An 18,276-nucleotide genomic window follows, 5' to 3' on the forward strand; every position below is an offset into this window, starting at 1 on the left:
GTGAGCGCGAAAGGATTCGAACCTTTGACCGTCTGCTTAGAAGGCAGATGCTCTATCCAGCTGAGCTACGCACCCATTAAATAATTTTGAGAAAACTATTAAAACAGTCGGGGCGGCAGGATTCGAACCTGCGACCTCCTGGTCCCAAACCAGGCGCGATGACCGGACTACGCTACGCCCCGAATATGTTGTAAGAAAAAGAATGCGGAGGGTAAGGGATTCGAACCCTTGCGACACTTTCGCGTCGACAGTTTAGCAAACTGCTCCATTAACCACTCTGGCAACCCTCCTTTATCTTTAATTTTTAATGATCGTTGTTCCGTTATTGCGAGTGCAAATATAGAATAGATTTCGTTATATACCAAATATTTTTCAAGAAAAATTTGCGTATTTTTGAGGTGATAAACGACCAGAAAAATAAACAAATGCGTAAAACATTATATATCATCGGATTAAGTACCTTTGTTTTTTCGTGTACTTCCCAGCAGAGTGCCCGTAAAAAACAATACATTCCCAGAACCCCTTCGGTACAGCCAAAAACGGCGGTGAAAACCCCGGCCGAAAAGCCGAAACCTAAGGTTACGACGGAACACGGAGTAGAATTTTTCACGACCAATATTGCAGATATTGCAAAGAATGACAATACGGCCAGTTATGGTTCCATTGTTTCTGCAAAGCCTGCCGGCTATAAAGTCGTGAAAACCTATTTTCCTGCCGTTGCGCAGAACTTCAGGCAGCGGTATCTTATTCTGCATTACACGGCATTGCCGGACGATAAATCAATTACTGTTCTTTCACAGCAGGCGGTAAGTGCCCATTATCTGGTTAACAATACCGGAGATAATGAGATTTACCAGCTGGTGGATGAAAATAAAAGGGCTTATCATGCCGGAGTCAGTGCCTGGAGGGCTGATAAAAACCTTAATGATACCTCCATAGGAATTGAAATTGTAAATATGGGTTATACCGCTGACGCTTCTGGGAAAAAGATTTTTGTTCCTTTTGATGAGGCCCAGGTAATAAAAGTAGCCGCTTTGGTAAAAGATATTGCCACACGGTACCAGATCCCGGCCACCAATATCCTGGCCCATTCAGATATTGCCCCGACCAGGAAACAGGATCCGGGTCCTTTGTTCCCGTGGAAAAAACTGTATGATGAATACCAGATCGGGATGTGGTATGATGAATCCATCAGACAAGGGTATTATGATCTGGCGACCTCCACGGATTTCCAGGCGAAATATATTGATCCTGCCTTTATCTTCAGTGTTCAGACGCAGCTTCAGAAATTCGGATACGCGCTGGACCTGAGCGGAAAATGGGATGATGCGACCAAGAAAACCATTGAAGCATTCCAATATCATTTCCGTCCGCAAAACTATGACGGGATTATGGATGCCGAAACATTGTCCATATTACAGGCTTTAATACAAAAATACCCGGTAAAATAAAATGGAATTATTTAGCAATCTGTCATTGTAACAATCTATGAATAGCTATACGATTTTATTGTTAAATTGCTGCGTTGTTAAATGGGAACATTAATTTAAATAAATTATGGAAAATTTCAGAAAAGAGAGTGATTTATTGGGCGTACTGGACGTTCCTGTAAATGCTTATTATGGAGTACAGACACAAAGAGCAATCAATAATTTTAAAATATCAGGGCAGCTTTTATCCTCTTATCCTCAGTTTATCAGAGGGCTGGCCTATGTTAAAAAAGCCGCTGCCAAGACCAACTATGAGCTGGGCCTTCTTGATGAGAAACTGTATTACAGCATTACTGAAACCTGTGATGAATTAATCAATGGCGAACTTCACGAACAGTTTCCGGTAGATATGATTCAGGGCGGGGCAGGAACCTCGATCAATATGAACGCCAATGAAGTGATTGCCAACAGGGTACTGGAGAAATTAGGAAAAGATAAAGGGCAGTATGAGTTTTGTTCACCCAATGATCATATCAACCTTTCCCAGTCTACCAATGATGCTTATCCTACGGCAATAAAAATGGGATTGTTGCAGATGAATGCTACACTGGTTGAAAAACTGGATAAAATTGTTCAGGCGTTCAGGGCAAAAGGGCAGGAGTTTCAAGATGTAATCAAAATGGGCAGAACGCAGCTCCAGGATGCCGTTCCGATGACTTTGGGACAGGAGTTTGAGGCATTTGCAGCGACTCTGGAAGAAGATATCTCCAGGCTTAACAACAACGCTGATCTTTTCGTGGAGGTGAATATGGGGGCAACGGCCATTGGGACCGGAATAAATGCTCCCGTAGGATATGCGGTTCTTTGTGCTAAAAACTTAGCCCAGATTACCGGTTTTCCTGTCGTTTCCGCACCTAATCTGGTAGAAGCCACACCTGATACAGGTTCTTATGTGATTTATTCTTCAGCCATGAAGCGCCTTGCCGTGAAGCTGTCCAAAATCTGTAATGACTTAAGGTTGCTTTCATCAGGGCCGAGAGCCGGGCTTTTTGAAATTAATCTTCCGCCTATGCAGCCGGGATCTTCCATCATGCCGGGAAAAGTGAATCCTGTTATTCCGGAAGTGGTCAACCAGGTATGTTTTAAAGTATTCGGAAACGATCTTACCGTAACTTTTGCTGCGGAAGCGGGACAGCTGCAGCTGAATGTGATGGAGCCGGTGCTTTCCCATGCTATTATGGAGAATATCCATTTCCTTTGCAATGCTCTGGATACACTGCGTGAAAAATGTGTTACCGGAATCACGGCAAACCGTGAAGTCTGCCTGAATATGGTAAAGCACAGCATTGGGATTGTAACGGCACTCAACCCTTATATCGGCTACAAATATTCTACGGAAATTGCCAAAGAATCGCTGGAAACAGGGAAAAGCGTTTACAATCTGGTGTTGGAGAAAGGAATTCTGTCTCAGGAAAAACTGGATGAAATCCTTGATCCCAGAAACATGCTGAAACCGCACAACAAATAAAATTAATGATAAGTGATGATGGGTAAGCTCTCTGAAGATCATTCATCACTTATCATTCATCATGTATAAACCATCAATTATTTATCTGCTTTGAAATTTCTGATCATCATTCCTGCCCATAATGAAGAAATGCATCTTCCATTGACCCTGGATTCCTTACAGCAGCAGACGTACAGTGATTTTAAGGTAGTGGCTGTCAATGACGGGTCAACCGATAAAACGGCTGATATAATCAAAAAATATACCGATCAGGATTCCCGTTTTGGAACGGTTAATCTTCAGAAATCAGCACATCAGCCGGGATCAAAAGTGGTCAGTGCCTTTAAAAACGGACTGAATACTCAGAATATGGATGAATTTGATATCATCTGTAAATTTGATGCTGATATTATTCTCCCCGGAAATTACCTCAATACCATAGCGGAAGCCTTTAAAAGCCATCCCGATTACGGCCTGGTAGGCGGGCTTTTATATGTTGAAAAAGACGGAAGCTGGATATACGAGGGCAATTCCAATAAATATCACGTCCGCGGACCGTTAAAAGCATACCGGAGAGAAAGTTATATCCGGATGGAGGGAATCCGTGAAACTTTGGGTTGGGATAATATTGACTCTATTTTACTGCAGAACCTTGGCTGGAAGGAGGTGGTCCTGCCTGAGCTGCATGTAAAGCTGATTAAAGTAAAAGGTGCCGACTATACCATAAAACCGGCAAAATATTATGGAAAGTATTTTTATTTCCTGGGATTAAATAGGTTTTTAGCCTACATCGCATCCTTCAAAGAAGCCACAAAAAGCAGGTCTGCCAAATTCTTCTTTTCGATCATCAGAGCTTATGAACACTGTCGTTCTCAGCGGCTGGAATTAAAAATTTCCAGAGATGAACAAAAAGCCGTTAACCGCCAGCGCTGGAATATGCTGAAAAAAAAGTGGCTGAAAATGTAATTTATAAAGAGAATAAATAAATAACCTTACTTTTCTTTAAAAGGATGATCTTCGCATGACTAAACTCAACAGAATTTGAAAAAAATAGCTTACATAGAAATCGATACGCATGCTGAAGTGGCCCGGGATTTTATGGAAATCATGCGGGATTCCGATGTATTTCAGGTGGATTATTATTTTTCAGAAAAAATTAAAGGTCAGATCAGAGATTCAGGGCAGGACATCTTTTTGTCTGACAGTTCGATGATTTTGGATCAGCTCAGGCAGAAAAAATATGACCTTGTCGTCATCGGAACGGTTCATCGTTATTTCAGTACCTTTCTTGCAATTGTAAAGAAATACAATTCGGCAGTTATTGTTCACAATATTAATTTTATGAACAGTTCTCGGCTGGGCTTGATAAAAAACATTTATAAGGAAGATATGCTGTACAGGATCAAGCTTTTCTGGAAAGAAGGTCTGTCCGATGCGCCTAAAGTGTATCAACAGGCAAAAAATCTGTTGGTACTCGATGAAAACCTATCTTCCGGCCGGTTGAAGTTCCTGCCTGTTTTTTACACAAGGAAAATTGAAAATCATCCGAAGAAGGATTCGGTTATTGTGATTCCGGGCGGGGTATCACAAATGAGAAGGAATTACAGCCATATTTTTAAAACCATTGAAAACCTGACCACTGATGAGCCTTTCAATTTTGTATTTCTCGGAAAAGCAAAAGGTACAGAGCTTGAACATCTGAAAAAATTATCATTAAACCTGCCTCAAAATATCAGCATCACCTGGTTTTCAGAAAGGGTGGGGCAAGAGGATTTTGAAAGATGGATGCAGCAGGCCGATGTACTGTGGTGTCCCATTCAGCCGGAAACAGAATTTTTCAGCCGGAAAGAAGTATACGGCAAGACAAAAATGACAGGGAATTCAGGAGACGCCATTAAATATGGTAAACCCGCTGTTTTTCCTCTGAATTACCCATCTGTATCGGATTTTATTATTTCCGAGCATGAAGATATTCTGGAGCAATTTAAAACGCTTAAAAACACTTCATTTGATTTTCAGAAAATGTATGCTAAAGAAATTGTTCAGGAACGAATTGAAAAAGTCCTGCAAGCACTGACGGCTATTTGAACTTAAAAATGCTTTTGATGAAGTTTTTATTTAAATAATCCTCCAAAGGAAAGACTTTGGTGAAATAATTCCCGATAAAAATCAATAACAGAACAACTGCGGGTTTGTAAATCAGGTTAATGAAATTATTATTGAAGTTCGGTAAAACAATGGCTACCGTAATTGCCAGCGTACAGATAATCGATACGAAAATCATTTCAATGGTCAGCGGAGAAACTTTAAATACGAAATAATTGAACACTACTTTGACAACGTTGTAAGTGGTTAATGAAATTGCTGTGGATAAAGCAATCCCAATAAGCTGAAGGTCGGTATTTTTAATAAAGTAAAGATTCAGTCCGATGGTTAATCCGGCCAGCAAAAGCATCACCAGGATATTGAACCTATAGTGTTTTGAAAGTGAAATGATATTGCCGTTGAATCCTGTAGCCAGGTCAATCAGGACCGCAGAACCCCAGATCCAGATCACAGGCTCATATTCCCTGAGCAGCACTCCGTTTTTAGGCATGAATTGAGTCAGAAAAGGAAATCCAACCATGATGCATGAAAATAAAACGGCTCCTAAAAAATAGAGGGTTAAAGAGGTTTTTTTATGAAACCGGTCCAGTCCTTCCATATCGCCGTCGGCCAGGTTTTTACTGATAATCGGTGCTGAAATATTGAAGAGCCCCAGCTGCGGGATAGAAATCAGGGAAATCAGAGCATACAGGACAGAATAAATTCCGTTTTCTTCCATTCCCATAAACTCTCCGATCATAAAGCTGTTGATGGCTAAATAATTCCCGAAAGTTCCCAGGAACCCGAAGAAACTGTAATTGAGGAACTCTTTCCAGAATCCGTCTTTTTTAAAGTAACCGGTACTGAAATCTAAACTGACTCTGTCTAATTTGTTGGTATAGTAGATATATCCGAACAGCATCAGTGCAAACATTCCGAAGAAAAAGGCCAGCGCAATTTTTTGGGATAGGGCAAAATAGAAGAACAGGCAGAAAGCTCCCAGATTGGCTATTTTAGGGAAAAGATTATCAAAAATATTAGAGACGACGATGCGTTTGTAATTGGAAGTGTATTTATTGAAGATGGCGCATAAAGACAAAACCAGAATCAACGGCAGAATAATCCCTTTAATGGCCCAGGCCTGGGTCTGAAGAAACTTAGGATAAAAATAAGGGATTACAAAAAATACACCGCAAAAGATAATAAAATTAATGAAAATAGCAAGCAGGGACAGCGAAAGCATATTCTGGTTCTTGCCGTCCTGCTGTACGCTGTGAAAAAATTTAACATTTGCGTATGATATTCCGAAAACAACAAAAGGAACGAGCATTTCTGCCGTCTGCATGCTGTACCGCAATTTCCCGTAAAACTCAAAATCATTGGGGAAGATAAAAATCGCAGAGACCGTACCAAGCAAAAACCCTACATAGCCGATGATGGAATATTTAAATCCCTGCCTTGCCACTACACTCATATTTCTATTGGCTTTTAGGGATGAAAATAATATTGTTGATGTATTCCGTTTTATTTTTTTCGTCACCGGTATTTTTCAGCAGAATTTCTTCTGTTAATTTTTCAAGTTCGAAAGTATGCCGGTTCAGGTAATGGGCATTGTATTGCCAGGATTCTACTTCTGAGATTTCTTTCCAGATCGGCATTTCATGATGCCGCTGTTCCATTTCCACCATAAGGGTGGGAGAGAACCGACGGATGATTTCCTTTGCTCCCAAAAGTGTTTTCATTTCATTGCCCTCTACATCGATTTTAATAAAATCCAGCTGTTGAAAATGCTCAATGGCTTCCCATTCATCAAGCTTCACTACCTCTACCTTTTCAGTATAGCTTTTTTCCTCACCCTTCTCTTTATAGTCAATATTAAGCTTTCCTCTGGAAGCAACAGCTTTGCCGTTGATGACGGGGACTTTAAATTCTGCAGTGGTATTTTCATCAGACAGCGCAAGGGGGAAGATCTTCATGGCCGGGAACAGTCTTTTCAGTCGTCTGTACAGCTTTTTATTCGGTTCAAAGGCATAAATGTGCTCATGGTCCAGAGTATTTTCCAGGTGATACAGAAAGGTACCCACATTGGCTCCGATATCAAGAATCACGGCATTTTCAGGTAAAAATTCTTTAATCCATACCAGTTCCGGCTCTACGTTTCTTGCAGAAAAATTTTCTTTATTAAGATGGTTTAAGCTTTTAAAAAATCTTTTCTTATAAAAACTCGGACTGATGTACTGCAGTTTTTCAGCAATTCTTTGATACAGGGACATTGTTACACTTTTGACAGGCGGCAAATATACGTAAAAATGTTAAATTGCTGTTAAAATAATCGTTATTTAAACAATTGTATGTCAATACATTATATTTATTTACTATTTCAAAATAACTGAGATAAAACTATGATTGTGACAGGGGAGCATTCAGGAAATCATTCAGCGGCTTCATGAGCGTAAAAATTTCCGTTAAGTTTTTTACAGCATTTTTATGTGTTACTTCTTCGTCTTTCAGGTGATAAACGACAATAAAGCTTTTCAGTTTAAGGTATTCTGCCATCGGGTCTTCTTTTTCAAAGCCCTGAGGTATTTTTTTAAGCTTGTCGTCCTGATCCAGTTCCGCGAAATGTTTTTTGAAGTTTTTATCGTTTAAAATGGTAAGAAAATCTTTTCCGTACAGTGAGATTTCCTTTCTCAATTCCTTTAGAACGAAAGCTTCAGGCATATAAATCCCTCCGGCAATAAAAGATTTTCCGGGTTCCAGGTGAAGGTAATATCCGCCTTTGCTGCTGCCTTTTCCCATTCCCAAAGAAGCCCCGAAATTGGTTTTGTAAGGGATTTTATCTTTTGAGAACCGCGTATCGCGATAAATCCTGAACAAAGATTTCTTAGCATCAATTTTTGCCAGTTCCGGATCGAATTCAGACATTGCATTAATCAGGTCTTCCAAGAATACAATAATGTTTTCCCTTGCTTCAGTATAGAGATGCTTGTTTTCAGCAAACCATTCACGGTTGTTATGTACAGTGAGTTTTTTAAGAAAATCAAAAACATGAGGAGAGATCAAAGCCGGCATATTGATATTTTATTCCAAATATAATTAAAACTGATGATAATATGGCCTGCTGTAATCTGAAATCCCCGTTTTTATGTCACTAAAACCAAGATTAAAAAAGATATTAATTAAATAAAAATTAAAAAAAACATCCTTTTAATGCAAAAATTATAAAAGAATAATAGTATTTGAACGTTAAATTATTATATCTGTAACAAAAGTTAAAACATAATTCAAATAATAGTTGTATCTTTGCAAAAATTTTAAAATATTTAATGAATTTATTTACGGAGTCCAATTTAAGTCCTGACATTCTTAAGGCCATTGGCGAACTGGGTTTTGAAAGCCCGACAGAAATCCAAAAACAGACTATCCCTTTCATTCTTTCAGATATTCGCGATTTGATCGCACTTGCGCAGACAGGGACAGGCAAAACAGCAGCGTTTTCGCTTCCGATTTTGGATATGATTGACGATACGAGTCGCAAAATCCAATTTTTGGTGCTTTGTCCGACACGGGAATTATGTCTTCAGATTACGAAAGACATTAAAAATTATTCCAAATACATGAAAGACATCAAGACTACAGCAGTGTATGGTGGAAGCAGTATTATGGATCAGATGAGATCTCTGAAGGACAAGCCGCAGATCATTGTGGGGACTCCGGGAAGGGTGATCGACCTTATCAACAGAAAAGCACTTGATTTTTCAGCCATTCACTGGTTGGTTCTGGATGAAGCTGACGAAATGCTTTCCATGGGGTTCAAAGACGAACTGGAAACCATTTTAAGTGAAACGCCTGAAACAAAGCAGACATTCTTATTCTCTGCCACGATGAGTAAGGAGGTGGAAAAAATCACCAAAAACTATCTGACTAAGCCGCACAGAATTTCTGTAGGTTCTATTAACGAAGTTAAGAAGAACATTAAGCATGAATATTATGTGGCAGGATACCGTCAGAAAAAAGAAGCATTAAAGCGTCTTATCGATGCCAACCCTAATCAGTATTCAATCATTTTCTGCAGAACCAGGATGGAAACTCAGGAAGTTGCTGATTTCTTAATGCAGAACGGCTACGCGGCAGATGCACTTCACGGTGATCTTTCCCAGGCCCAGAGAGATACGGTAATGAAGAAATTCAGACTGAAAAATATTGATATTTTGGTGGCAACAGACGTTGCAGCCAGAGGACTGGATGTAGATTCACTGACGCACGTTGTGCATTATTCCTTACCTGATGATCCTGAAGTATTCGTTCACAGAAGCGGAAGAACAGGTAGAGCAGGGAAAGACGGTATTTCAATTTCTTTGATTAAGCCGGAAGAAAGCAGAAAGCTGAAGCAGATCAAGGCGGTGACTAAAATCGAAATCGCCGAAGGAAGAATTCCTACGGGAGACGAGATTATAAAGGCTCAGGTAGGCGGCGTTTTTGAAAGCCTTTTCGAAATACACGAAGATTTCTTTGAATTTGATGATGCTTTGATTCCTGATTTATCAGCATTTACCAAAGAAGAGCTGGCCCACAAGCTTCTTCAGTTCCAGTTAAAAGATCTTGCGCTGTATTATAAAGACAGACATGATGTTATAGAACAGAAGCTGAGCAGCAGAGATGAAGCAGGAAGAGGAGACCGTAGCAGCAGAGACCGTGACAGAGGCAGGGACCGCGAAAGAGGTGAAAGAACCGAAAGAAGCGGAGACCGAAGGGAGCGTGGAGGAAAGCCTAAGAAAAGTAACGAGAATATGGTAAGGTTCTTCTTTAATCTTGGTAAAAAAGACCAGTTGAAGAAACTTGATGTTCTTGATATTATCAACAAAGCAACTTCAACGGCGAAAAGCAAAAAGAGAGCTGAAATCGGGGATATCGAAATTTTAGAGAAATTTTCTTTCTTTGAAATTGAAAAATCGTTCAAAGGAGATCTTTTAAGCAACATTTCTTCAATGAAATTCAGAGGAAAAGATATGAGGGCTGAAGAGGCTAACTAAACTCATTTTCAATGATATAAACCGGCTTAAAGGCCGGTTTTTTTATGCCCTCAATTGTGGTATCTTCAATGTTAACAAAACTTAACGTTATATGCTTTTTGTTAAGGGGGTTTTTTAAGAAATTTGCACAAAATTATAAATACTTAAAAATGGGAATTGGTAATATTTTCCACGCTTTTCAACCCAAAGATAAAATCTTCTTTGTGCTTTTTGAAAAAGTAACTGAAAACCTGGTTGCAATGTCTGAAGAGTTTAACACTGGAATCAAAGACTTCGATCTGAATGACGATTCCATGTTAAAGAAGATGAGCGACTATGAGCACAAAAATGATGAGCTGACACACGAAATCTTTGTAGAGCTTGGTAAAAACTTCATTACGCCTTTTGACCGGGAAGATATTCATACCCTGGCAACAGGATTGGATGATATTGCTGATTATATCTACGCTTCCACAAAATATATTTTCCTGTATAAATCGCCTGAAATGAAGGCATATTCAGACTTTTCCCTGTTGATTCACAAAGCATGTCTTGAAATCCAGAATGCCATGAAGAACCTGAAAGGGTTTAAAAATATGGAACAGGTAAAAGAAGCGTGTATCAAAGTGAATTCTATTGAAAATATTGCAGATGATCTGCTTTCCAACTCAATGGTCGAACTGTTTGAAACCAATGACGCCATCAATATTATCAAAGTTTCATCCGTACTTAATTATCTTGAAGTAGTTACTGACAAAGCGGAAGATGTGGCCAATACGATTGAGAACATCATGATCAAATACGCTTAATTAATCATTATAATTAAACAATGGAATTTCCTATTTTACTTATAGTTATTATTGCGCTGGCTTTGATCTTCGATTACATCAATGGATTCCATGATGCGGCCAATTCAATTGCGACTATTGTTTCCACAAAAGTATTAACTCCGTTCCAGGCTGTACTGTGGGCAGCGCTCTGGAACTTTGCAGCCTTCTTTATTGCGGCCTATATCATTGGAGAATTTAAAATCGGTAACACGATTGCCAAAACCGTTAACGAGAATTTTATTACCCTTGAAGTTATATTTTCAGGATTGGTTGCGGCCATTGCCTGGAATCTTTTAACCTGGTGGTTTGGGATCCCTTCTTCTTCATCCCATACGCTGATCGGCGGATTTTTGGGTGCGGCCCTGATGCATGCCTTCATGATGGATTACCATGATGTTGTTGCTGCCCAACCCGGATTAGGATTCTGGGAGACCTCTAAAGAAGCTTTCAGCCAGGTTACCCAGCAGAGCGTTGTGAAATTTGATAAGGTCATTCCTATTTTCCTGTTCATTTTCATGGCTCCGATCATCGGGATGATCATTTCGATTATCATTACATTAATTATTGTTCATCTGTATAAAAGATCAAACCCTCACAAAGCGGATAAATCTTTTAAAAGATTACAGCTGGGATCTTCGGCTTTATTCAGTTTGGGACACGGTCTGAATGATGCTCAGAAAGTTATGGGGATTATCGGTGCCGCTTTAATCTATTACCATGTGGTGATACTTAAAGATCCTGTATATCTGGATATTCCTGCGGCAGGGCGTTTCGACTATTTTGCCCAGCATTATATCTGGGTGCCTCTGGTTTCTTTCGTGGCTATTGCCCTGGGAACCATGAGCGGTGGCTGGAAAATCATCAAAACCATGGGAACGAAAATTACAAAAGTAACTTCCCTGGAAGGCGTCAGTGCTGAAACCGCAGGAGCCATTACGTTGTTCATTACAGACCATTTCGGTATCCCCGTATCTACAACGCATACCATAACCGGTTCTATCATTGGAGTAGGATTGACAAAAAGGATTTCTGCCGTACGATGGGGAATTACCGTGAGCCTTCTCTGGGCGTGGGTATTAACCATTCCTATTTCAGCAATTGTGGCCGCGCTTATGTATCTCGTGGTTACTTTTTTATCTTAAAATTAATTTTAAATAATAATGTAAACTTTGCTCAATTGGGCAAAGTTTTTTGTTTTACGGACCCTTTAAAAGTCGTATTTTTGTTCAAACGATTAAATTTTATGGAATTTTTAGACCGATACCAACAGATTGTTGCGGATGCCATTACCAAATATACTTTTAAGGACAAGCCGGCCGAACTGTATGAACCGATGAATTACATTATTTCCCATGGTGGAAAACGCCTTCGTCCGATCATGGTGTTGATGGCCTGTGATTTGTTTGGCGGTGACATGAAAGAGGCTATCAAACCTGCCTTGGCCATCGAGTTTTTCCATAATTTTACGCTGATCCATGATGATATTATGGATGAAGCCCCGTTGAGAAGAAACAAGCCTACCATCCATACCCTGCATGGGATCAATGTGGGAATCCTTTCCGGCGATGGGTTGATGTTAAAAGCCTATAAGTTTTTTGAAGATCTGGAACCTGAAACTTTCAAGGCTTGCATCAGAATTTTTACCCATACAGGGTTGCTTTTATGTGAAGGTCAGCAGTATGATATTAATTTTGAAAGTCAGGAAAATGTGACTTTTGATGATTACATCAGAATGATTACCTATAAGACAGGAGTTCTGAGTGCCTGTTCATTTGAAATCGGAGCCATGATTGCAAAGGCCAACTTTAAAGATGCCAAATCCATTTTCAACTTCGGGAAACATATCGGGATTGCTTTTCAGATTATGGATGATTACCTGGATGTGTTCGGAGATCAGGCACAGTTCGGCAAGAAGCATGCTGGGGATATCTATGAGAATAAAAAAACGGTGCTTTACCTGATGGCCAAGGAGCATGCAACAGAAGAAGAAAGAAAAGAACTGGATTACTGGTATTCTAAAAAAACCGACAACATTGATAAAGTATACGGAGTCGAAAAGATTTTCAGAAGGACAAAAGTAGACGAAAAAGCCTTGAGATTGATTGAAAAGCATAACGAAATCGGGCAGAGCTACCTTGATAAAATCGATATTCCTGACGAAAAGAAGAAGCCGTTTACAGAACTGGCCAATTATTTGTTGAGAAGAGAAAGCTAGGTGAATCGATTTTACGCCGGAAGAGTATGGATCTGTAATCGTATAGCCATAACCTTATCCCTATAAGATGATGAAGTTCAGGACTGAAGTAGAGATTAAAGAATCCCGGAAGAAGATTCAGGTTGAAGATAAAATATTTTCAATAGGTTCTTGTTTTGCCTCTGAAATGTCGGATCTGTTTCAGCTTGGGCAGCTGCAGACCATTAATAATCCTTTCGGAACGATCTTTAATCCTTTTTCAATCAACAATGCGGTAAAAAGGCTTCATGATGCTGAGTTTTATACCGAAGACGAACTTATCAGTTTTGATGAAGAATTTATATCCCTGGATCATCACACCGGCTTTGACACGCGGTATATTCATCAGAGCCTGAAAAAGATCAATGCCGGAATCGAAGAAGGCAATTCTTTTCTTCAGGATGCAGGCTGGGTAATCATCACCTATGGGACTTCATTTATTTATGAATTCATTCCCAAAAACAAACTGGTGGCCAACTGTCATAAAATCCCTCAGAAATTCTTTAAAAAAAGGTTGCTGACCCATCAGGAAATTACGGATTCCATTTATAATACGGTTTTAAACCTGGATGATATCTGTAAAGATGACGTTCAGATTTTATTCTCTGTTTCGCCTGTCCGGCATACCAAAGACGGGATGGTTGAAAACCAGCTCAGTAAAGCAAAGTTAATTACTGCAATTCATGAGATCCTTCCGCAGTTTGAAAACTGTCATTATCTTCCGGTGTATGAAATTCTGATGGATGACCTGCGGGATTACCGTTTTTATAACGAAGATATGATCCATCCTAACAGTCAGGCGGTCAATTATATTTTTGATCAGTTCGGAAATGCTTATTTTTCAGAGGAAACGAAGGAATTTATTAAAGAAAACTTTAAAATTAACAAGGCTTTGCAGCACAGGACGAATGATGAAAAAGACCCTAAATATATTGAATTTAGGGAGAAACTCAACCGGAGAATCGAAATCCAGCGACAAAAAGTAAGATACAAAATATTTCCGGATGACTGATTTTACCACCATTGATTATCTGAAAGCGGGAAATCAGAAACAAAAAAGGGCTTATGACATCCTGGGGAAATATCGGATTTTCGAAATTCTTAAAGATTATTACCCTGTTCTGGCCGGAACGATTCCTATTGAGATCGATATTGAAGGAAGTGATCTGGACATCATTTGTCAGTTTAAAGATGAAGATGATTTTACTGAACTTTTACGTCGGTACTTTAAGGAATATAAGGGTTTCAGCTTAGAAAAGATAACCGCTAACGGTGAAAATTCAGTGGTTTCAAATTTCATGCTGGAAGAATTTCCTATTGAGATTTTCGGACAAAATAAACCTACAACGAACCAGAATGCTTATCTCCACATGGTCGCCGAATACACAATATTACAGGAAAAAGGAGAAGAATTTAAACAGAAAATAATAGAATTAAAGAAAAAAGGAATCAAGACGGAACCTGCTTTCGGCATGGTGCTCAATCTTGAAAATCCTTATAAAGATCTATTGAAATTTTAATGAAATGATTGATACGCATACCCATTTATACGCGGAAGAATTTGATGAAGACAGAGCAGACGCTATTCAGAGAGCTTTAGACAAAGGCATCACAGAATTTTACCTTCCGGCCATCGATTCGGAATCACATAAAAAAATGCTGCAGCTGGAAAAAGAATATCCCGGGCAGATTTTCTCGATGATGGGTCTTCATCCCTGTTATGTGAAGCCAGAAAGCTGGGAAAAAGAACTGGAAATTGTAAAGAACTACCTAAACGAAAGAAGTTTCCCCGCCATTGGAGAGATCGGGATTGATCTTTATTGGGATAAAACAACACTGGATATTCAGGTAAAAGCCTTTGAGCAGCAAATCGATTGGGCTATTGAAAAAGACCTGCCGATTGTGATCCACACCAGAGAGAGCTTCGATGAAACCTTTGAAGTTCTTGAAAGAAAAAAGCACCCGAAATTACGCGGGATTTTCCATTGTTTTTCAGGAAACCTCGAACAGGCCAGACATGCGGTAGATTTAAATTTCATCTTAGGAATCGGCGGCGTAGTAACATTCAAGAATGGTAAGATCGACCAATTCTTACACGAAATCCCGTTAGATAAAATCGTTCTGGAAACCGATTCCCCTTACCTGGCTCCGGTTCCTTATCGGGGGAAAAGAAATGAAAGTTCTTACCTGGATCTGGTAGCGGGCAAGCTGGTAGATATTTATAAAAAAGATTTCTCAGAGATTGACAGGATTACGACCGACAATGCAAAGAAATTGTTTGTGTGATATAAAATATAAAGCCTTCCAAATTTTGGAAGGCTTTACTTTATTTTTTCCTGAAAAAACTACTCTTATTTTTCGGTTTTTTGCTGTGGTCAGATTTTTGCTGACCTGCAGGTTTGGGTCTGGGAGTAAAAGGTTTGTTGTTTGAATCTCTTTTTTCCACCACGAGATTTTCCGTATGGAAAGGATGATTTTTCTCAACAGGAATTTTCATTCCGATTAATTTTTCAGTGTCTTTCAAATTCAGTAAATCTAATCCGTCAACAAATGAAATGGAAGATCCTTCCGCTCCTGCACGGCCTGTTCTTCCGATTCTGTGAACGTATGTTTCGGCAACGTCTGAAAGTTCATAATTGACAACATATTTCAGTTCGTCAATATCAATGCCTCTCGCTGCAATATCGGTAGCCACCAGAATACGCGTCCTGCCGGATTTAAAATTATTTAATGCATTCTGTCTGGCGTTCTGGGATTTGTTCCCGTGGATGGCTTCGGCAGAAATATTACTCGACTGCAGTTTTCTGGCAATTTTGTCGGCACCGTGTTTTGTCCTGGAAAATACCAACACGGAATCTGAAATGTCATTCTGTAAAATATGCGTCAGAAGGTCAAGCTTATTTTCCTTATCGACAAAATAAACCGCCTGTTTAATGGTTTCTGCGGTAGAAGAAATCGGGGTAACCGATACTTTTATCGGATTATTTAAAATAGAATCAGCAAGTTTCTGAATCTCTGTCGGCATCGTGGCAGAGAAGAAAAGCGTTTGCCTTTTCGGCAGAAGCTTAATGATCCGTTTTACGTCATGCACAAAGCCCATATCCAGCATTCTGTCGGCTTCATCGAGTACGAAAATCTCAAGATTTTTCAGGCTGATAATTCCCTGAGCAATAAAATCCAGCAGTCTTCCCGGAGTGGCTACAAGAATGTCAACGCCTTTTCTTAATGCAGTTTCCTGGCTTCCCTGTTTTACGCCGCCAAAAACTACCAGTTTTTTCAAAGGCAGGTTTTTACCGTATGCGTTGAAGCTTTCTTCAATCTGAATCGCCAGCTCTCTGGTTGGCGTAAGAATAAGTGCTTTGATATGATTGCTTTTCGGCCCTTTTCTTTCCATAAGGTTCTGCAGGATAGGAATAGCAAAAGCTGCCGTCTTACCGGTTCCAGTCTGAGCAGTGCCTAATACATCTCTGTGTTCTAAAATAGAAGGAATGGATTGTTCCTGAATAGGGGTAGGTTTTTCGTAACCTTGTTTTTGAAGCGCATCTAAAATGGGCTTAATAATGTTTAAGTCTGTAAATAACAAAATTTAAATTGTATATTAAAATAATGCGGTTGAAGCAGTATACTTCATCATTTTTAGCAGATCTGCTAATTTTTTAACAGAATTTTAAGTAAAATACTTTACCATCTGGCTGAGAATGCCGCGAAATATACTGCAAAGATAGTTTAAATTATTTTAAAGCAGTTATTTAACTTTTGTCCACTGCTGATTCTTTCTCAGGTTTTCAAAAAACGTATATAATTCCGAGAGTTTTTCACTTCCGTGTTTACCGTAATCTTCAACATGTTTTGTTGTTCCGTCAGCAAAGCTGATTCTCAAATGGGATGAAGGAAGATCCGAAACGTTTTTTTTACCGTAGTAGTCATTAAGGCTTTTCACGTTTAAACCGTCCAGTAAAGCAATTAATTTGTTGTAATCAGCTTCCTTGATGGTGCCTTTGAAAGTTCCTTCACGGGGATTAGAAAGATCATCTTTTGAAGGCTGGTCGCTGAAATTGAAATGTTCCGCTTCAAAGACAGCGGTCCTGTCCGGATTGATGGTCATTTTAAAAACAGGACAAAATCCGAAACACGGAGTTGCTTCATATTCGATAGCCGAATATTTTGATGTTCCTTTCTGGGCTGTGCAGGAAAAAAGAAGAATAAATGCACATAGGCCGAATAAATATTTCATAATGTAAATTTGCAATGATGGTCTCAAAAATTGTTCCAAGAGCAAATAACCTTTCAATATTAAAATTATTTAATGAAAGGACCGGTGCCGGCCGGAATCTTATTAAATTTTTGTTATTTTGAGGATTGTAAAAATTACTTCATGTATAACTTGCTGAAAACAGTTGTTAAAAATATCATTCCTCAACATATCCTTATAAAAAATGAAGATCACTTTAGAAGGCTGTTAAAACCTTTTTACCAGGGCGGCAACAATGCCTGTAATATTTGCGGTACAAAATTGAAGGGATTTGTTCAATTACAGAACGGCCAGCTTATCTGCCCTGTTTGCGGAAGCCTTCCGAGGGCAAGGAGGCTGTATAGCATCTTACAGGAAGAATTTTTGAAGCCGGAGATGTCATTCCTCGATTTTTCCCCTTCCAGAATGCTCTATAAAAAATGGAAAAGCAGGAAAGATATTTCATATTTCCCAACTGATTTTGAAAACGAATTTCTCTCGGATTATCATTACAATATTACCCGGATTAATGCGGAAGAAGGAAAGTTTGATTTGATCGTCTGTTATCATATTTTAGAACATATTATTGATGACAGAAAAGCAATGGCTGAACTGTACAGAGTGCTTAAAAAAAACGGGAAAGCCCTGATTCAGACTCCTTTTAAACAAGGGGAAATATATGAGGATTATTCTGTTACTTCAGCGGAAGGGCGATTAGAGCATTTCGGACAGGATGATCACGTAAGGATTTATTCTGTAAGCGGACTTGAAAGAAGATTGGAAGATGCCGGTTTTAAAGTTGAATCAAGAATTTTTCCGGAAGATCGTTTCTATGGACTTGTATCCGATGAAAGAGTATTAGTCTGTACAAAATAAATGGATAATTTACTGAAGACAGGAAAACTGCAGGGAAATTAATTCAATAATAAAAAACAATACTGTTTAATG

17 protein-coding genes and 3 tRNA genes are annotated in these 18,276 nt (G+C 39.2%); 12 read left to right on the plus strand and 8 right to left on the minus strand.

Annotation, left to right across the window (positions count from 1 at the left end; genetic code table 11):
• Position 1: 1 nt before the first annotated feature.
• The 3 genes from H561_RS0114605 to H561_RS0114615 form a co-directional block, all read right to left on the minus strand.
• Positions 2-75: transfer RNA gene (locus H561_RS0114605), tRNA-Arg, on the minus strand.
• Between the two features lie 32 nt (positions 76-107).
• Positions 108-182: transfer RNA gene (locus H561_RS0114610), tRNA-Pro, on the minus strand.
• 23 nt (positions 183-205) lie between these two features.
• Positions 206-290, minus strand: a tRNA-Ser gene (locus H561_RS0114615).
• A gap of 135 nt (positions 291-425) precedes the next feature.
• On the opposite strand from H561_RS0114615, the gene H561_RS0114620 reads away from it, so the two are divergent.
• The 4 genes from H561_RS0114620 to H561_RS0114635 all read left to right on the plus strand — a co-directional run bounded on the left by H561_RS0114620 (position 426) and on the right by H561_RS0114635 (position 5,025).
• Positions 426-1,451: an N-acetylmuramoyl-L-alanine amidase gene (locus tag H561_RS0114620; protein ID WP_027387693.1), complete on the plus strand. Its 1,026-nt coding sequence runs from the start codon at positions 426-428 to the stop codon at positions 1,449-1,451.
• Between the two features lie 106 nt (positions 1,452-1,557).
• Positions 1,558-2,958 (plus strand): aspartate ammonia-lyase, encoded by a 1,401-nt coding sequence (aspA, locus tag H561_RS0114625; RefSeq protein WP_027387694.1) that lies wholly within the window; start codon positions 1,558-1,560, stop codon positions 2,956-2,958.
• Positions 2,959-3,048: 90 nt separating this feature from the next.
• Entirely contained in the window at positions 3,049-3,903 is an 855-nt protein-coding gene (locus H561_RS0114630) for a glycosyltransferase (protein WP_027387695.1), read from the plus strand.
• A 75-nt stretch (positions 3,904-3,978) separates the two neighbouring features.
• Positions 3,979-5,025, plus strand: a complete 1,047-nt coding sequence (locus tag H561_RS0114635; protein ID WP_027387696.1) for a hypothetical protein — start codon at positions 3,979-3,981, stop codon at positions 5,023-5,025.
• Here H561_RS0114635 and H561_RS0114640 read toward each other — a convergent pair.
• From H561_RS0114640 to H561_RS0114650, 3 genes are all read right to left on the minus strand, one after another.
• The gene (locus H561_RS0114640; RefSeq protein ID WP_027387697.1) at positions 5,018-6,496 is read right to left on the minus strand and encodes a lipopolysaccharide biosynthesis protein; all 1,479 of its coding nucleotides are present in this window, start codon (positions 6,494-6,496) and stop codon (positions 5,018-5,020) included. The two genes, H561_RS0114635 and H561_RS0114640, sit on opposite strands and share 8 nt — an antisense overlap.
• A 4-nt stretch (positions 6,497-6,500) precedes the next feature.
• The gene (locus H561_RS0114645; RefSeq protein ID WP_027387698.1) at positions 6,501-7,295 is read right to left on the minus strand and encodes an FkbM family methyltransferase; all 795 of its coding nucleotides are present in this window, start codon (positions 7,293-7,295) and stop codon (positions 6,501-6,503) included.
• Positions 7,296-7,422: 127 nt separating this feature from the next.
• Complete coding sequence (locus H561_RS0114650) at positions 7,423-8,094, minus strand: DUF2461 domain-containing protein (RefSeq protein WP_027387699.1); 672 nt, start codon at positions 8,092-8,094, stop codon at positions 7,423-7,425.
• A 254-nt stretch (positions 8,095-8,348) separates the two neighbouring features.
• On the opposite strand from H561_RS0114650, the gene H561_RS0114655 reads away from it, so the two are divergent.
• From H561_RS0114655 to H561_RS0114685, 7 genes are all read left to right on the plus strand, one after another.
• Positions 8,349-10,055, plus strand: coding sequence for a DEAD/DEAH box helicase (locus tag H561_RS0114655; protein ID WP_027387700.1), 1,707 nt, complete (start codon positions 8,349-8,351; stop codon positions 10,053-10,055).
• A gap of 149 nt (positions 10,056-10,204) precedes the next feature.
• The gene (locus H561_RS0114660; protein WP_027387701.1) at positions 10,205-10,843 is read left to right on the plus strand and encodes a DUF47 domain-containing protein; all 639 of its coding nucleotides are present in this window, start codon (positions 10,205-10,207) and stop codon (positions 10,841-10,843) included.
• 20 nt (positions 10,844-10,863) lie between these two features.
• Entirely contained in the window at positions 10,864-12,006 is a 1,143-nt protein-coding gene (locus tag H561_RS0114665) for an inorganic phosphate transporter (protein ID WP_027387702.1), read from the plus strand.
• A gap of 101 nt (positions 12,007-12,107) precedes the next feature.
• Entirely contained in the window at positions 12,108-13,079 is a 972-nt protein-coding gene (locus tag H561_RS0114670; RefSeq protein ID WP_027387703.1) for a polyprenyl synthetase family protein, read from the plus strand.
• A 70-nt stretch (positions 13,080-13,149) separates the two neighbouring features.
• Complete coding sequence (locus H561_RS0114675; RefSeq protein ID WP_027387704.1) at positions 13,150-14,109, plus strand: GSCFA domain-containing protein; 960 nt, start codon at positions 13,150-13,152, stop codon at positions 14,107-14,109.
• A complete protein-coding gene (locus tag H561_RS0114680; protein WP_027387705.1) occupies positions 14,102-14,617 on the plus strand; it encodes a DUF4269 domain-containing protein in 516 nt (171 codons plus the stop codon). The genes H561_RS0114675 and H561_RS0114680 overlap by 8 nt, the downstream gene beginning before the upstream one ends.
• Before the next feature lie 4 nt (positions 14,618-14,621).
• Positions 14,622-15,383: a TatD family hydrolase gene (locus H561_RS0114685; protein ID WP_027387706.1), complete on the plus strand. Its 762-nt coding sequence runs from the start codon at positions 14,622-14,624 to the stop codon at positions 15,381-15,383.
• A gap of 40 nt (positions 15,384-15,423) precedes the next feature.
• On the opposite strand, the gene H561_RS0114690 is transcribed toward H561_RS0114685, so the two are convergent.
• Positions 15,424-16,680, minus strand: coding sequence for a DEAD/DEAH box helicase (locus H561_RS0114690; RefSeq protein WP_027387707.1), 1,257 nt, complete (start codon positions 16,678-16,680; stop codon positions 15,424-15,426).
• 162 nt (positions 16,681-16,842) lie between these two features.
• Positions 16,843-17,331 (minus strand): DUF6438 domain-containing protein, encoded by a 489-nt coding sequence (locus H561_RS0114695; protein ID WP_027387708.1) that lies wholly within the window; start codon positions 17,329-17,331, stop codon positions 16,843-16,845.
• A 141-nt stretch (positions 17,332-17,472) separates the two neighbouring features.
• Here H561_RS0114695 and H561_RS0114705 point away from each other — a divergent pair, with 141 nt between their 5' ends.
• Entirely contained in the window at positions 17,473-18,204 is a 732-nt protein-coding gene (locus H561_RS0114705) for a class I SAM-dependent methyltransferase (protein WP_027387709.1), read from the plus strand.
• Positions 18,205-18,276: the final 72 nt, after the last annotated feature.

The sequence above is a fragment of the Chryseobacterium gregarium DSM 19109 genome (genome assembly GCF_000430845.1).
Lineage (GTDB): Bacteria > Bacteroidota > Bacteroidia > Flavobacteriales > Weeksellaceae > Chryseobacterium > Chryseobacterium gregarium.

Coding starts and splice junctions, on each gene's coding strand:
- H561_RS0114620 (WP_027387693.1), top strand. CDS start 426: ATGCGTAAAACATTATATATCATCGGATTAAGTACCTTTGTTTTTTCG.
- aspA (WP_027387694.1), top strand. CDS start 1,558: ATGGAAAATTTCAGAAAAGAGAGTGATTTATTGGGCGTACTGGACGTT.
- H561_RS0114640 (WP_027387697.1), bottom strand. CDS start 6,496: ATGAGTGTAGTGGCAAGGCAGGGATTTAAATATTCCATCATCGGCTAT.
- H561_RS0114645 (WP_027387698.1), bottom strand. CDS start 7,295: ATGTCCCTGTATCAAAGAATTGCTGAAAAACTGCAGTACATCAGTCCG.
- H561_RS0114650 (WP_027387699.1), bottom strand. CDS start 8,094: ATGCCGGCTTTGATCTCTCCTCATGTTTTTGATTTTCTTAAAAAACTC.
- H561_RS0114655 (WP_027387700.1), top strand. CDS start 8,349: ATGAATTTATTTACGGAGTCCAATTTAAGTCCTGACATTCTTAAGGCC.
- H561_RS0114660 (WP_027387701.1), top strand. CDS start 10,205: ATGGGAATTGGTAATATTTTCCACGCTTTTCAACCCAAAGATAAAATC.
- H561_RS0114665 (WP_027387702.1), top strand. CDS start 10,864: ATGGAATTTCCTATTTTACTTATAGTTATTATTGCGCTGGCTTTGATC.
- H561_RS0114670 (WP_027387703.1), top strand. CDS start 12,108: ATGGAATTTTTAGACCGATACCAACAGATTGTTGCGGATGCCATTACC.
- H561_RS0114675 (WP_027387704.1), top strand. CDS start 13,150: ATGAAGTTCAGGACTGAAGTAGAGATTAAAGAATCCCGGAAGAAGATT.
- H561_RS0114680 (WP_027387705.1), top strand. CDS start 14,102: ATGACTGATTTTACCACCATTGATTATCTGAAAGCGGGAAATCAGAAA.
- H561_RS0114685 (WP_027387706.1), top strand. CDS start 14,622: ATGATTGATACGCATACCCATTTATACGCGGAAGAATTTGATGAAGAC.
- H561_RS0114695 (WP_027387708.1), bottom strand. CDS start 17,331: ATGAAATATTTATTCGGCCTATGTGCATTTATTCTTCTTTTTTCCTGC.
- H561_RS0114705 (WP_027387709.1), top strand. CDS start 17,473: ATGTATAACTTGCTGAAAACAGTTGTTAAAAATATCATTCCTCAACAT.